Raw genomic sequence first — 15,251 nt, 5'->3', positions numbered from 1 at the left:
TTCGGCTATTAGGCCTTAGAAGCTTGATAAATACTTTCAATGGCTTTATCTAACGTGGCTTCAAACTCGTCTTGCGACTGCTTTGCAGATACACCCTCGGTAAGTGCACGGGAAAAGCTTGCAATAATACCTTGGTTTTCAGCTAATTTAGCATTGGCATCGTCACGACTGTAGCCACCAGAGAGTGCTACAACTTTAAGCACACGCGGATGATCAACTAACTCTTTATAAAAGTTTGCTTCTGAAGGTAATGTTAGTTTCAACATCACTTCTTGACCTTCGTCGAGCAAATTTAATTGGGTTAAAATTTCTAATTTAAGCAGCGCTTCAGCTTCCGCTTTTTGTGGGCTATGAATATCCACTTCTGGCTCGATGATGGGCACAAGGCCAGCGGCTAAAATTTGCTTACCCACTTCAAACTGCTGTTCAACAACGGCTTTAATACCTTCGTGATTAGCAAGTTTCACCACACTGCGCATTTTCGTACCAAACACGTCTTGGGCTACTGCTTTTGCCAGTAAACCATCGAGCCCAGCAATGGGCTTCATCACCTGTACACCGTTGTGTTCTGCTTCAAGGCCTTTGTCTACTTTCAAAAACGGAATAACCCGTTTTTTCTGCCACAAATAATGGGCGCTCGACATGCCTTCAATTTCACGGTCTAGGGTATTTTCAAATAAAATAGCGCCTAACACGCGCTCGCCACTGAAAGGAGCACTCGTAATAATACGGGTACGCATTTCGTGCACAAGGTTGAACATTTCTTCGTCTGTGCTGTATTCAGACTCTTCAACGCCATACAGACGTAACGCTTTAGGTGTACTGCCGCCGCTTTGATCTAACGCTGCAATAAAACCAGGTAGCGTGTTTAGTTTATCCAGCATAGCTTGCTGTGCTTGTGATGCCATTGCAACACTCCTTTTTATATTACTGCCTTTAATGACAGTTGTAGGGTTTATCGTTATATGCCGGTGTACGTCACTGTAGCACCGGCGGAATCGTTGCCGATTGACGTAGCCTGTTAGGTTTATTTATTTTTTTCTTCTAACACGGCTACCGCTGGCAGGGTTTTACCTTCTAAAAACTCTAAAAAGGCACCGCCACCAGTAGAGATATAAGAAATTTGATCTGCTATCTCGTATTTATCTACAGCAGCTAGTGTATCACCACCACCTGCAATTGAGAACGCATCACTTTGCGCTATCGCTTTAGAAAGTGCTTTGGTTCCCGCACTAAATTGGTCAAATTCAAACACCCCAACAGGACCGTTCCATACAATGGTACCGGCATTTTTTATAATGCTTTCTAGGGCCTCTGAAGAATCAGGACCGATGTCGAAGATCATGTCATCGTCGGCTACATCACAAACTGCTTTTAAGGTAGCTTCGGTATTTTCATCAAATGCTTTACCTACCACTACATCGGTAGGTACAGGAATATTGCCACCATTTGCTTGTGCTTCATTCATCAACTGGCTTGCTTGTTCGGTTAAATCCATTTCTACAAGAGATTTACCTACGTTATGGCCTTGAGCTGCGATAAATGTGTTTGCAATACCACCGCCGACAATTAGTTGGTCAACTTTCTCGGCCAGCGTTTTAAGTACGGTTAGCTTGGTAGATACTTTTGAGCCTCCAACAATCGCTACCATAGGGCGTTTAGGGTTATCTAACGCCTTACCTAACGCGTCTAACTCTGCCGCTAACAAAGGGCCTGCACAAGCTTTAGGCGCGAACTTAGCCACGCCATGGGTAGAGGCTTGCGCGCGATGGGCAGTACCAAAAGCATCCATAACAAAAATGTCGCATAAGGCTGCATATTGCTTGGCTAGGGTTTCATCATCTTTTTTCTCGCCTTTATTAAAGCGCACATTTTCAAGAATAACCAACTCGCCGTCAGCGAGCTCAACACCGTCAAGGTAGTCTTTAACAAGTTTCACAGGTACGTCAAGGGCGTCATTGAGATAATCCACCACAGGTTGTAACGAGAACTCATCAGCAGGCTCTCCTTCTGTGGGACGGCCAAGGTGAGACATCACCATTACTGAGGCACCTGCGTCTAGCGCAGCTTTAAGGGTAGGTATAGATGCTTTAATACGTGCATCAGAGGTAACTTTACCGTCTTTTACAGGCACGTTTAAATCTTGTCTGATAAGAACACGCTGACCGCTTAGGGCCATATCGCTCATACTTGGAATTGCCATCGTCTTTCCTATATTCATTTAATTAAAAACTAAATAACACTGAAAGCTGCCAAGGCTGGCGCTACCAACCTTGGCAGCAAAAATTTGATTACATCGCGTCGACCATGGCTTGCGCGGTGTCGAGCATTCGGTTTGCAAAGCCCCACTCGTTGTCACACCACACCAAGGTTTTCACTAATTGCTTATGACTTACACGGGTTTGGGTACCATCCACAATACATGAATGGGGATCGTGATTGAAATCTACCGATACCAAAGGCTCTTCTGTATAGTCTAATATACCGTGTAAACGCCCCTCTTTCGCCTTATTTAACGCTCGATTCACCTGCGCGATAGTAACTTCACTGGTTAAGGTTACGCTTAAATCCATTGCCGTGACATTAATGGTAGGTACGCGAACGGCAATCGCCTCAAATTTACCCGCAAACTTCGGCAGTATGCGCTCAATGCCCGCCGCTAACCGGGTGTCTACAGGAATAATGGATTGGCTGGCTGCCCGCGTACGGCGTAAATCGGGATGATACGCATCAATCACTTGCTGATCATGCATAGAAGCATGAATAGTTGTAATCGTCCCACTTTCAACCCCAAAGGCTGCATCTAGTGCTTGAATTACCGGCACGATACAGTTGGTTGTACACGAGCCGTTAGAGACTAATTTATGTTCACTGGTTAAGGTATCTTCATTGGTACCAAATATAACCGTGTTGTCTAAATCGGTGGCCCCTGGCGAAGAAAATAATACCTTGCCAGCGCCGGCATTAATATGTGCAAGCCCAGAGGTTCTATCATCGAACTTACCGGTGCATTCCAGCACAATATCTACCCCTAACGCCTGCCAAGGCAAGTTAGTAATATCGGGTTCAGCCAATAGCTGAATAGGGCTACCCGCAACGATAAGGGTTTGATTTTCTAAAGTCACATCGAAACGAAACCGCCCGTGGGCGGTGTCGTATTTAAGCAGATGTGCAATGCCTTCGGGTTCGGCAATGTCGTTAATAGCCACCACATTAAATTGCGTATTACGCCCACTTTCATAAAGTGCACGTAATACGTTGCGGCCAATACGACCAAACCCATTTATGGCAATGTTTACCATAGGTTTTTGTTAACCTCTTAGCTTAGCGACAACGCCGCCTCTACTACTGCTTCAGTGGTAATATTGAAGTGCTTGAATAGGTCGCCTGCCGGGGCAGATTCACCAAAGGTATCCATGCCAACAATAGCGCCATTAAAGCCTACGTATTTGTACCAGCTATCTTTTGATAAGGCTTCTACCGCAACACGTTTAACTACATTTGAAGGTAATACGCTTTCACGATAATCAGCAGACTGACGATCGAACACGTCGGTACAAGGCATTGACACAACACGTACAGCCTTACCTTGTTCGCTTAGCTTATCAGCGGCTTCCACCGCGAGTTGTACTTCTGAGCCAGTTGCAATAAGAATAAGCTCAGGCGTACCAGCGCAATCTTTAAGCACATAACCGCCTTTAGCAATATCAGCAACCTGTTGAGCATTACGCTCTTGCTGCGCTAAACCTTGGCGGGTAAAGATAAGCGTAGTAGGCCCATCTGTACGTTCGATGGCTGATTTCCAAGAAACCGCCGACTCTACCTGATCGCAAGGACGCCAGTTATCAAGGTTAGGTGTTGCACGTAGCGCCACCACTTGCTCAACCGGTTGGTGAGTGGGGCCATCTTCACCTAGGCCAATCGAGTCGTGGGTATATACGAAAATAGCCGGTTGCTTCATTAGCGCAGCCATACGTACCGCATTTCTCGCATATTCCATAAACATTAGGAAAGTTGCGCCATACGCTTTAAAGCCACCGTGTAAGGTAATACCATTCATCATGGCTGACATACCGAACTCACGCACACCATAATAAATATAGTTACCTGTCGCATTGGTGGCTTCAACGCCTTTACTGCCATCCCAGATAGTAAGGTTTGAGCCTGCAAGGTCGGCGGACCCACCGAGCAATTCAGGAAGCAAGGGCCCAAATGCATTTAGCGTATTTTGCGATGCTTTGCGCGAGGCAATATTTTGCGGGTTAGCTTGAAGCTGAGCAATAATTGCATCTGCTTTTTCGCTAAAGTCGGTCGGAAGTTCGCCATTAACACGACGTTTGAATTCAGCAGCAAGCTCTGGGTAAGCGGCTTCATAAGCGGCAAATGTTTCGTTCCACTGAGCTTCTGCTTTAGCACCTTTATCTTTACCATCCCAGCCTGCATAAATGTCTTCTGGAATTTCAAACGCACCGTGTTTCCAACCCAATTTTTCGCGGGTTACAATAATTTCATCATCGCCTAATGGCGCACCGTGGCATGACTCTGTCCCTTCTTTATTAGGTGAGCCAAAACCAATGGTGGTTTTACAACAAATTAGTGTAGGTTGTGTGGTGTTTTCCTGCGCTTTTTCGATTGCCGCTTTTATTTGCTCAGCATCGTGACCATCTACGCCTTCAATAACTTGCCAGCCGTAACTTTTAAAACGTGCAGGGGTGTCGTCAGTAAACCAACCTTCCACTTCACCGTCGATAGAGATACCGTTGTCATCCCAAAACGCCACTAGCTTACCAAGGCCAAGTGTACCGGCAAGCGAACATACTTCATGAGAAATACCTTCCATCAAGCAGCCATCGCCTAAGAAAGCATAAGTGTGGTGATCGACGATAGTATGTTCGTCACGGTTAAATTGCGCCGCTAACACTTTTTCAGCAAGCGCCATACCCACTGCATTACTGATCCCCTGCCCTAACGGGCCCGTAGTGGTCTCTACGCCTGGCGCATAACCGTACTCTGGGTGGCCTGGCGTTTTCGAGTGTAGTTGACGGAAGTTTTTCAGCTCTTCAATGGGCAACGCGTAACCTGACAGATGAAGAAGTGAATACAACAGCATGGAACCATGACCGTTTGAAAGCACAAAGCGATCGCGGTTCGCCCACGATGGGTTTGCCGGATTATGTGATAAAAAGTCACCCCATAATACTTGCGCAATATCTGCCATGCCCATAGGGGCTCCTGGATGTCCAGATTTGGCTTGTTGAACGGCGTCCATACTTAATGCACGGATGGCATTGGCGAGTTCACGACGAGAGGGCATGTTGTCTCCTGATTTATTTTCGCAGTTAAGTACGCTGTGGATGAGGCCGCTCATTCGGCCTGGTAGCATGACTTGACTATACGTCTGAATGTGGTCGTTATTCTTACCCATGCCACCGTACAGTTCAATGGCTTTTCATTGCCATTGTCGAAAGTTAGCCAAAATAATAGGAATTCGTCCTTATTATTGGCCAACTAAAGAATATTTGTTCACAGGCTAGGGGTATTGCTACAACCATATACACCTAAGTGATCCTCAGGTGTCAACAAATCGTAACGAAAAGTCTTTTAGACGTCTAGAAGTAAAGACTGGTATTTGTAATTTGTTTTAGTACAATACCGCAACTTTAAAAATTTAAACGCTTACGGAGCATGTATGGCCACGCATTTATTTACATCCGAATCAGTGTCTGAAGGGCACCCGGATAAAATTGCCGATCAAATTTCAGATGCCGTTCTAGATGCAATTCTAGAGCAAGACCCTCGTGCTCGAGTGGCCTGCGAAACCTACGTAAAAACCGGAATGGTGTTAGTAGGCGGTGAAGTCACCACCTCAGCATGGGTAGATATCGAAGAGTTAACCCGTAAAACCGTTAAAGAAATTGGTTACACCCACTCTGATATGGGCTTTGATGCCGATTCTTGTGCCGTATTAAATGCGATTGGTAAACAATCACCGGATATCAACCAAGGTGTTGATCGTGAGAGCTTAGAAGAACAAGGCGCTGGCGATCAGGGCTTAATGTTTGGCTACGCCAGCGATGAAACTGACGTACTTATGCCAGCGCCTATTACTTATTCTCATCGCCTTGTCCAAAAGCAAGCCGAGGTACGAAAGTCAGGTAAACTGGATTGGCTACGCCCCGATGCGAAAAGCCAAATAACCTTTAAGTATGAAAACCATAAGCCGGTAGGCATTGATGCTATCGTACTGTCTACGCAACATTGTGACTCAGTGGCAACCGAGACAGTAAGAGAAGCGGTAATGGAAGAAATTATTAAACCCGTACTGCCAAGTGAGTGGATTGATAGCAATACTCAGTTTCACATTAACCCAACGGGTCGCTTTGTTATAGGTGGACCTATGGGTGACTGCGGACTAACTGGACGTAAAATCATTGTTGATACATACGGCGGCATGGCACGTCATGGCGGCGGCGCCTTTTCAGGTAAAGACCCATCAAAGGTTGACCGTAGCGCAGCGTACGCTGGGCGCTATGTGGCGAAAAATATCGTTGCTGCTGGGTTAGCCAAGCGCTGCGAAATCCAAGTATCTTATGCCATTGGCGTAGCTCAGCCTACCTCAATTAGTATTGATACCTTTGGCACAGGCGTGGTAGACGAAAAAACCTTAGTTGCCTTAGTACGCGAGCACTTCGATTTACGCCCTTATGGGCTAATTCAAATGCTTGATTTGGAACGCCCTATCTATCGCGCTACGGCGGCTTACGGGCACTTCGGCCGCGAAGCTTTTCCTTGGGAAGCAACCGATAAAGCTGACGCATTGCGCGCATCAGTATAAAACCCTAATTAAGCAAAATAGGCTGCTCATAGGTTATTATTGCCTTGAGCAGCATCTGCTTTCTCTCCCCTTCATATTCCGTATTTTCATTGACATAGCAAAATGCACAGCGATTAAAATTTACGCTATTTTGTTTTCACAATGACTATTACGGTCTACACTTATTATCTAAAGCACCTATTTTGTAGAGCTTGCTGGCTATCCAATTCATATTTTTCATGCAATGGCGGTTATTGTTCTCGCATCGCACGTTTCATTTGTTGAGATGCTGATATCAGATCAAAGAACATTAATTTGTGATCACGCCTTTGGGCCACTGAGTAGTAAAAAAGAGCAATAAATAGAAACATGCGTCTTTGGTGGTTGCTCCCGTTCGTTAACGTTTAATTTATTAAACCAGTAAAACGATAGAGTAAAAGACAACACACAACACTGAACTGGAACGACAACTATGAACACATCTCGCATGTGTGTGCTGCTTTGTGCGCTAGTGGGTTTCAATATGTACGCCGTTAACAGCCATGCGTCATCGTTAGAAGGCTCGTACAGCCCTATAGTGTTTAAAAGCAAAAAAATTGCCAAATGGAACGTGCAAAGCAGCTTTGCCCAGCAACCGTTAGAAATACTGGTATTAGGCCGGGGCGACTTGCGTTACCCAAATATAAACTCCACCCGCGTAAGTGCACGCCGAGCATTTGATTTTCGCTACCCGCAGCATTTCTATGCTTCTTTTGACCGTACAGACACATCGCAACCATATAATGTTAACTGGCAATATTTACCTCAGAATATAGGTACCTTCACCCGGCTAGGGTGGTTACTAGGCGACCCAGAAACCTTAAATATGGCCATAGAGTATGAGCATAGAAAGGTAGGCAGTAGTGAGAGCAACGCGCTTCAATTAGGGGTTCACTATTGGTTTTAACACAAGAATTGCCCGATGTGTTTACATGTTACCCATGGGTGGTTAATGCTTTCGTTTTTACAAACGTTTGTTGAATTACCAAAGCATCGGTTATTGCACGGTGCCGACACGACTCAGTGTGTGCTTCGATATCGGTTTTAACCCCATGCCAAATATCCATTTGCGGTTCACTGAGCACGTACTCTAATGCGCGACATGAAAACGTCATATCTACAGCGGCGGCAGCGAACAGTTTAATTAGCCACGGGTTATCGACCACCCAGCCATCACTATAAACCAAGGTATTGCCTAAAAAAGCATTAAGTTCATCGCATACTTTAAAAACGCTTACCCCTTGCTCTTCGAGTGTATCTCGACTTACGCCATGTAAGGCTTCTGCTTTCTGATCCCAATGCACCCAAGAATCCAAAGGCCGAATTAGCTGGCCCCACTTTGCACCATCATAGCGCACTACCCCAATCTCAATGGGATAACTTTTCGCGCCAAAACCACTTGCTTCTACATCAATGATGGAAGGCGGATATATTTTTCGCAAGCTGACTCCCTTGACTGCTTACGCCTGCTGCGCTGCCACTTACTCTACCCTTGACTGTTTACGGGTAAACAATGTATTGAAAGAGTAAACGAATCCTCTTATGGCGTCTCAACGCAAACTGGCACTACATTACCAATTAAAGTGTTATCGATGATAAAAGCTAATGGTAAAATCGTGCCAGTTTGTATTAAATTTTAAAGACGAGTATGAGGGCCGTGTTATTTATCGGCCACGGCTTCTTGTAGTATTTTCTCACTCACTTCAAGTGTAATAGCTTTCTCTTCGCCTAGGGCCACCATATTGTGGTTCTTAAGCTGGCTAAGAATTTTACTGATAGCCGTATCTTTGTCACCTTGATAGTCGGTAAGCTGTGTATCTACTGATAAGCTTTGATAAAACGCTTCTATAGCGTCTATGGTTTTCCGCGCCGTGTCTTCGCCGTCTTCAAACCCAAATACATTTTTACCCATTTGGGTTAGCTTTTGTTGCTTGCTATCGAACTGAACGCGTAATAACGAAGGCTGTACGATGGCCAACGAGCGAGCGTGATCTACCCCGTACAATGCGGTAAGTTCATGGCCTATCATATGCGTTGCCCAATCATGAACAACCCCGGCGCCAATCAAGCCATTTAATGCTTGGTTTGCTGACCACATAAGGTTGGCGCGCCATGCATCATCAGGTGCATCAACATCTTTACCTAACGCAATTAACGTTTTAAGCAAGGTTTCAGCGTAGCCGTCTTGCACTGGCGCGTGCTGCGGGAACGTAAGGTATTGTTCACAAACATGGACAAATGCATCAACCAACCCGTTAACCACCTGACGCTGTGGCAGACTCTTAATCACATCTGGGTCGAGAACGGCAAATTTGGGGTAAACAAAGGGAGACATAAAAGGAAGCTTTTGTTGCGTGGCCTTTTTACTGATAACCGACCCACCGTTAGATTCAGAGCCCGTGGCCGGTAGTGTTAATATCGCGCCTATAGGAAGGGCCGCATCTACCGTATGCTTACCAGTAAGAATATCCCAACCATCGCCATCATATTTTGCGCTCGCTGCTACGTATTTTGCACCATCAATTACGCTTCCTCCCCCTACAGCAAGAATGAAGTCAACTTTTGATGATTTAACTTGGGCTACAGCTTTGTCTAACGTTTCCACTGTCGGGTTAGGCTCAACACCTGCGAACTCTTCCCACTCATAACCTTCAAGCGCTTTAGAAACCTGATCATACACGCCGTTATTTTTGATTGAGCCACCACCGTATAATACTAAAACTCGCTGGTTTTTCGGTATTAGTGTCTCAATAGCAGCAATCTGCCCTTGTCCAAATTCGATACGTGTGGGATTACTAAACGAAAATTTCATTTTTACCTCTATGCTTTTTTTCTCTCGTTCATGCATAATAGTGGCAATTAACAAATAAAAACCGTCTAAAACTGGAAATAAATTGCCTAATCCTATAAAAGACAACAATAACGCTCTGCTAGCAGCATTGGCCAAAGAAGTATTGCGCCAATCAGGCAAAAGTAACTTAAATGGTATAACGTCTACTCTGTTGCCTGGGGTTCGGTTATTCAGAGATCCCCTCGGTAGTACTCGTCAACCGCTTTTATACCAATCCGGTATTATTATCATGCTGCAAGGCAGCAAACGTTTGTATGTAGACAACCATGAAATTACCTACAAAAAGGGGGACTATATTGTTTTAGGTATGCCACTTCCCGCTGAGTGTGAAGCGGCTACCGATGGCGACGATTGTATTTTAGGGTTAATTGTTGATGTGCCTTCGCCGCTACTTATTGAGCTTGTACAATGGCAAATTCCTCTATCGGATAAACATACTTCCCCGTTTACCCTAAGTCAGCAGTCGTTAGACACGACCATCAGTGATGCCACTGGGCGTTTACTAGATGCCCTATTAAGCAAACAAAAAAGCGCAGCATTAGGTGAAAGCTTTGTACGGGAAATTATTTTTCATGTGCTTAATGGCCCGGCAGGTTACGTATTAAGTGGTCTTACAGATAACAGCCACTACGCAAAAGTCGCGCGCTCTCTTTCTATTATCCATCAAGAATATGCAACTGCGCTGAGTGTAGACTATTTGGCTAAGCAGGTAAGCATGAGTTCATCAGGTTTTCACCGAGCTTTTAGAGATATCGTTTTTGATTCTCCCGTTCAGTACATTAAAAAAATACGTTTGGCGAAATCACGTGAGTTAATTAACGCAGGTTATCGGGTGGGAGATGCCGCTGAGGCCGTGGGGTATAAGAGCCTTTCTCAGTTTTCACGGGAATTCAAACGTTATTATCAAACTACTCCCGTTCAAAAAAAGAGCGCCTAAACATGCCATTTACTAGCGTATTGCCCGTTTTTTCGAAATTTTTGTTGCAAAATTAGACGAAAGAATAAGCTGGGCTTCGCCATTCTCGCCGCTGAATACTATACACTTAAGCAGTTAAATTCTTTCTTATGGGCGCCTATGGCTTTTCGTACGCTACTGTGGTTTTCACTTTTTATTGGCCTTGCTTTTAGTGCTCATGCAAAGGATACCGTTGCGCCCCTTTATATTGGTATTGATGCCGACCTTTCGGCGGTTGCAGCTGAAGGCGGTGTGGCCATACAGCGCGGCGTGCAAATAGCGGTAGATGAAATAAATCAGGCCGGGGGGCTATTAGGCCGCGAGCTGAAAATTATAGCTAAAGATCATAGAGGCAACCCCGCTAGAGGTGTGGCTAACTTAAAACAGTTAGCCAAAAATAACGATTTGTTGGCCGTAGTAGGAGGTGTTCATACCCCTGTGGTAGTTACCGAGCTGGACATTATTCACCAACAAAATATGTTATTTTTGATCCCTTGGGCCGCGGGTACAGCACTGGTAGACAACCAATTCTCACCTAATAATGTATTTCGTGTATCGGTAAGTGATACCGAGGCGGCCAGCGTGCTTATAGGCCACGCACGCTCGCTACAAGCAAAACGAGTGGCACTGGTTCTAGAGCGAACCGAATGGGGGCGTTCTAACTATCGCTCTATTCGTTTAGCGGCCAATGCCCAGGATATTGATATTGCGTCTGTGCATTGGATTAATTGGCAGCAAAAATCGTTTTCAGAAGACGTAGCCAGCATTAAGGCGTTAAACATAGACGCGGTAATTTTGGTGACCAACGCTCCTGAAGGGGCTGTGGTTGCCAATGAATTTCATAAACAGGGGTTATCTAAGCTACCAATAATATCCCATTGGGGTATTGCGTCAGGAAACTTTATTAATCTTCTTGAGGTGTCACCCTCGACGTTAAATTTAACGGTATTACAAACCTTTCATTTTGAAAAACAAACCCATCCGAGAGCCCAGCACCTATTAGCGCAATATCGCCAGAAGTATGGCCCCTTTGCGGCCAATGCTATTCCTGCAAAAGTAGGCCTAGCACATGCCTACGATTTAGTTCACTTACTTGCGATTGCTACCCGTATCGCAAACGAATTCGATGTGACTAAGATAAAAGCGGCAATGGAAAACTTACCTCCCTACCAGGGAGTGGTAAAAACCTACAGCCCTGCTTTTAGCAAAGATGCCCACGATGCCCTCACGGCATTGGACTACTTTATGGTTTCTATGGACGACAATGGCCATTTGGTTTTGCCGGATAACCCATAATGCAGCCCTCTTCGCCATTACGCACCGTTTTAATAAAAACTATGCTGCCGAGGTTGGCGGCATTAGTTGCACTGGTTGCTATTATCTTACTTGCCGTTGCTTTTTATATAGTGCGCGGCCAAGTGGCAGAAGTGCATAAACAGTCGCTCACTAGCTTGCAGCAAGACTTATCCTTCACGTTAAACGACACCACAAGACAACTGTCAGATCTTGCCGCGAACGACATTATTATTAACGCCTTGATTGATGTTGAGCAACGAAAAAACTACTTGCCTATGTTTTTTCGCTCACTTAATTTGACCCACTCACGCAATGTAAGCTTTGCGTTGTTCGACTTTTCCGGGGCCATTATTATTGATAAAAATTGGCACGCCAACCTACCCGTAAATATTGTGCAAGCGTGGCAGGAACGAACATTAGGCGCCTCACGTACTTATTACTCAGTATCTAAACATGGTGTGTTGTTTTCCGTTCCTGTGCTATTAAATAATGCAGCAGAAGGCGCATTAGTTATGCACGTTGATAGTTTACAGTCGTTGCTTGCCCCCTACCCCCGCCTCACCAATCAGGTAGTAACCGACAGTAACGGCGTGATTTTATTTGGTAGTGATACCGCGCTTTTTCCCCCTTACGTATCGCTATCACAGTTAAATACCGACGGCTTTTCTACTACAACAGCCCAGTGGGCGAATTTATCGCTATATAGCATACAACCCTTTGCCACAGCTTACCGCGCCTTGTCTTGGGCGGCGTTAGTGCTTATTGCTATGATTGGTGGCATGCTAATTATTAGCTTGCATATAGTACGTACCACAGGCGTGCTCGCCGAGGACACATTATCACGCTTATATAGCGACATCGTTAATCGGCTGAACAATAAGTCTTTTAAAACGGCTACTGCCACTGTGCAAGAGGCTCGCGAGCTCGTGAAGATAAAGGCTGCTTTCGACAAGCTGTTGTCAGACTTAACCAAAGCGTCACTTTCAAATGAACAGTTCTCCGATGTCATTGACTCTATTGGCGATTTATTGGTGGTGGTAGACACATCAAACCAAGTACTCCTAAGCAACCGCCAATTCGACAGGTTTAGTCGACAGCAAAATGATGCGGTAGAATTAACAGTAGAGTACGTGGTAGACAGGCTAAAGCTTGATACATCGGTTGAACTTGCTCATCTGTCAAGCACCACGGGTAAGCAACGTTTTATTCGTTGGAGCAAAACTGCGCTTGAAGATGCCAATGGCAAAGTAAGAGGCAGTATTTATATTGGCGTTGATAATACCAGCCATCGGGCCCTAGAAAGTAACGTAAAAATTCTTAGCCATGCAATAGATGAAGCCACAGTATCTATTGTTATTGCCGATATCCTTCGGCCCGACCAACCTATTGTGTATTCCAATAATGCGTTTTCTCGACTTACAGGTTACGCCCAAGAAGAAGTAATAGGCCGCAACTGTCGTTTTTTGCAGAACCAGCAAGATGATAGCACGTCAGCTGATAAGGTCAGTTTGGCCATCGCGCAAAGAAAGCCTGTTGAAACTACCATGCTAAATTATCGCAAAAACGGCACTGCTTTTTACAACCGCTTGATACTTACACCGGTAAAAATAGAAGGCGAAGTTACGCACTATATTGGTTTTCAACAAGACATTACACAACAGCGCCAGGCAGAAGATTACTTACAGCAAGCAAAACAAAAAGCGGAAGAATCCGCACGGTTAAAATCGGGCTTCCTAGCCAGTATGAGCCATGAAATACGTACTCCAATACATGGTATATCTGGTGTACTTCAGTTGCTCAACGACTCTGAATTAAGCAGTGAACAGAAACATTATGTGTCGTTGGCTGAATATAGTATTGAAGGGCTACTGCATATAGTTAACGATATTTTGGACTTCTCCAAAATAGAAGCCGGGCAGTTACACATTGAACAGCATCCGTTTGACATACTGCACGAATTAGAGAGTCTACAGTCTCAATACGCTATTTTATGCCATGAAAAAGGGCTCGCCTTACACTTTCACTTTAACCTTCAAGACCATCACGTGGTACATGGTGATGCAGTTCGGGTACGCCAAATTTTATCAAACTTACTCGGTAATGCCGTTAAGTTTACCCCAAAAGGGCACATTGACGTTACCACCAGCATAGAGCAAAAAGCAGACGCATCACTGCGACTAACATGCAGTGTTAAGGATAGCGGAATAGGTATTGCAAAAGACAAACAGGCCGGGATATTTGAGGTCTTTAATCAAGAAGATATTTCCACTACCCGTGAGTTTGGCGGCACTGGCCTAGGCTTATCCATTAGTAAGCAATTGTGCGAACTTATGGGCGGAAGCATTCACCTTACCAGCGAAAAAGGAGAAGGCAGCACCTTTACGTTTGAAATTCTCTTAGCCAAAGGTGACGATAGCTTGCTTCCCCCTACTCAAAAATCTACTGACGGTGCTGTGATCGCGTTTAAAAAACGTAATATACTTATTGTGGAAGATAACGATATTAATCAGATTATTGTTAAGCAACATTTAAGTAAGCATAAAACGCTCACCGCAAAATCGGGGGTTGAGGCGCTTGCCGCGCTTAATAAGATTAAAGCGACCTTTGATGTTATTTTAATGGATTGTCAGATGCCTGAAATGGATGGCTTTGAAGCAACGCGCCGTATTCGCGCCGGAGAGGCGGGCGAACAGTATGAAAGCATTCCCATAATCGCGCTTACCGCGAATGCCATGAAAGGGGATAGGGAAATTTGCCGCCAAGCGGGCATGGATGATTACTTAAGCAAACCTTTCAACGCCCATGATTTAATTGAAAAAGTAGAATATTGGTCACGGCAAAAAGATGGCATTGCGGTATAAAAACTAACGCTTAGTAGCGACACGACGCCCTACCTGAAGGCCAGAGCGTGTTAAAAAGGTGGAGTTGGCCGATAAGCCGGGTTCTGTCGTGGACAATCATTCCTCTAGATCAGCAATCGCTCACTGATTCAAGCAACCTACCCGATCCCCATGCGGGCAACACGTTGAGGGATCCTATTTGGTCTTGCTCCGGGTGGAGTTTACCTTGCCGCAACCTGTTACCAGGTGCGCGGTGCGCTCTTACCGCACCCTTTCAGCCTTACCGGCCATTGCTGGCTTAGGCGGTCTTCTCTCTGCTGCACTTGTCGTCGGCTTACGCCGCCCAGACGTTATCTGGCACCCTGCCCTTTGGAGCCCGGACTTTCCTCCCCTTTCCTAAGAAAGCGGCGATTGTCTGGCCAACTCCGCGGCGCATTCTACATGAAGTTAAGCCAA

Annotated in this window: 11 protein-coding genes and 1 other RNA gene; 5 read left to right on the top strand and 7 right to left on the bottom strand. The window is 45.3% G+C overall.

What is annotated here, in order from left to right; genetic code table 11:
* Positions 1-8: 8 nt before the first annotated feature.
* The 4 genes from GTH32_RS00470 to tkt all read right to left on the bottom strand — a co-directional run bounded on the left by GTH32_RS00470 (position 9) and on the right by tkt (position 5,314).
* Positions 9-908 (bottom strand): fructose bisphosphate aldolase, encoded by a 900-nt coding sequence (locus GTH32_RS00470; protein WP_163083267.1) that lies wholly within the window; start codon positions 906-908, stop codon positions 9-11.
* 119 nt (positions 909-1,027) lie between these two features.
* On the bottom strand, positions 1,028-2,203 hold the full coding sequence (locus GTH32_RS00465; RefSeq protein WP_163083266.1) for a phosphoglycerate kinase: 1,176 nt from the start codon (positions 2,201-2,203) through the stop codon (positions 1,028-1,030).
* A gap of 88 nt (positions 2,204-2,291) precedes the next feature.
* Positions 2,292-3,302 carry an erythrose-4-phosphate dehydrogenase gene (gene epd, locus GTH32_RS00460; protein ID WP_163083265.1) on the bottom strand — a complete coding sequence of 337 codons (1,011 nt, stop codon included), beginning with the start codon at positions 3,300-3,302 and terminating at the stop codon, positions 2,292-2,294.
* A gap of 17 nt (positions 3,303-3,319) precedes the next feature.
* The gene (gene tkt, locus GTH32_RS00455) at positions 3,320-5,314 is read right to left on the bottom strand and encodes a transketolase (protein ID WP_163083483.1); all 1,995 of its coding nucleotides are present in this window, start codon (positions 5,312-5,314) and stop codon (positions 3,320-3,322) included.
* Positions 5,315-5,689: 375 nt separating this feature from the next.
* Here tkt and metK point away from each other — a divergent pair, with 375 nt between their 5' ends.
* Both metK and GTH32_RS00445 read left to right on the top strand, forming a co-directional pair.
* The gene (gene metK / locus GTH32_RS00450; protein ID WP_163083264.1) at positions 5,690-6,835 is read left to right on the top strand and encodes a methionine adenosyltransferase; all 1,146 of its coding nucleotides are present in this window, start codon (positions 5,690-5,692) and stop codon (positions 6,833-6,835) included.
* Between the two features lie 451 nt (positions 6,836-7,286).
* Entirely contained in the window at positions 7,287-7,760 is a 474-nt protein-coding gene (locus tag GTH32_RS00445; RefSeq protein WP_163083263.1) for a hypothetical protein, read from the top strand.
* A gap of 28 nt (positions 7,761-7,788) precedes the next feature.
* Here the strand turns inward: GTH32_RS00445 and GTH32_RS00440 are convergent, their stop codons facing one another.
* Together GTH32_RS00440 and GTH32_RS00435 are read right to left on the bottom strand one after the other, a co-directional pair.
* Complete coding sequence (locus GTH32_RS00440) at positions 7,789-8,295, bottom strand: 3'-5' exonuclease family protein (RefSeq protein WP_163083262.1); 507 nt, start codon at positions 8,293-8,295, stop codon at positions 7,789-7,791.
* A gap of 218 nt (positions 8,296-8,513) precedes the next feature.
* On the bottom strand, positions 8,514-9,665 hold the full coding sequence (locus tag GTH32_RS00435) for an iron-containing alcohol dehydrogenase (RefSeq protein WP_163083261.1): 1,152 nt from the start codon (positions 9,663-9,665) through the stop codon (positions 8,514-8,516).
* Between the two features lie 82 nt (positions 9,666-9,747).
* Between GTH32_RS00435 and GTH32_RS00430 the strand changes: the two genes are divergently transcribed.
* The 3 genes from GTH32_RS00430 to GTH32_RS00420 all read left to right on the top strand — a co-directional run bounded on the left by GTH32_RS00430 (position 9,748) and on the right by GTH32_RS00420 (position 14,816).
* On the top strand, positions 9,748-10,641 hold the full coding sequence (locus GTH32_RS00430; protein ID WP_163083260.1) for an AraC family transcriptional regulator: 894 nt from the start codon (positions 9,748-9,750) through the stop codon (positions 10,639-10,641).
* Positions 10,642-10,779: 138 nt separating this feature from the next.
* A complete protein-coding gene (locus GTH32_RS00425) occupies positions 10,780-11,955 on the top strand; it encodes an ABC transporter substrate-binding protein (RefSeq protein ID WP_163083259.1) in 1,176 nt (391 codons plus the stop codon).
* Positions 11,955-14,816 carry a hybrid sensor histidine kinase/response regulator gene (locus tag GTH32_RS00420; RefSeq protein ID WP_163083258.1) on the top strand — a complete coding sequence of 954 codons (2,862 nt, stop codon included), beginning with the start codon at positions 11,955-11,957 and terminating at the stop codon, positions 14,814-14,816. The genes GTH32_RS00425 and GTH32_RS00420 overlap by 1 nt, the downstream gene beginning before the upstream one ends.
* 56 nt (positions 14,817-14,872) lie before the next feature.
* On the opposite strand, the gene rnpB is transcribed toward GTH32_RS00420, so the two are convergent.
* Positions 14,873-15,222: RNase P RNA component class A (gene rnpB, locus GTH32_RS00415), an RNA gene on the bottom strand.
* Between the last annotated feature and the right edge of the window lie 29 nt (positions 15,223-15,251).

Origin of the sequence: Alteromonas profundi, from assembly GCF_010500865.1 — a bacterium.
GTDB classification, from domain to species: Bacteria; Pseudomonadota; Gammaproteobacteria; order Enterobacterales; family Alteromonadaceae; genus Alteromonas; species Alteromonas profundi.
This window is presented reverse-complemented; position numbering and strand designations above follow the sequence as displayed.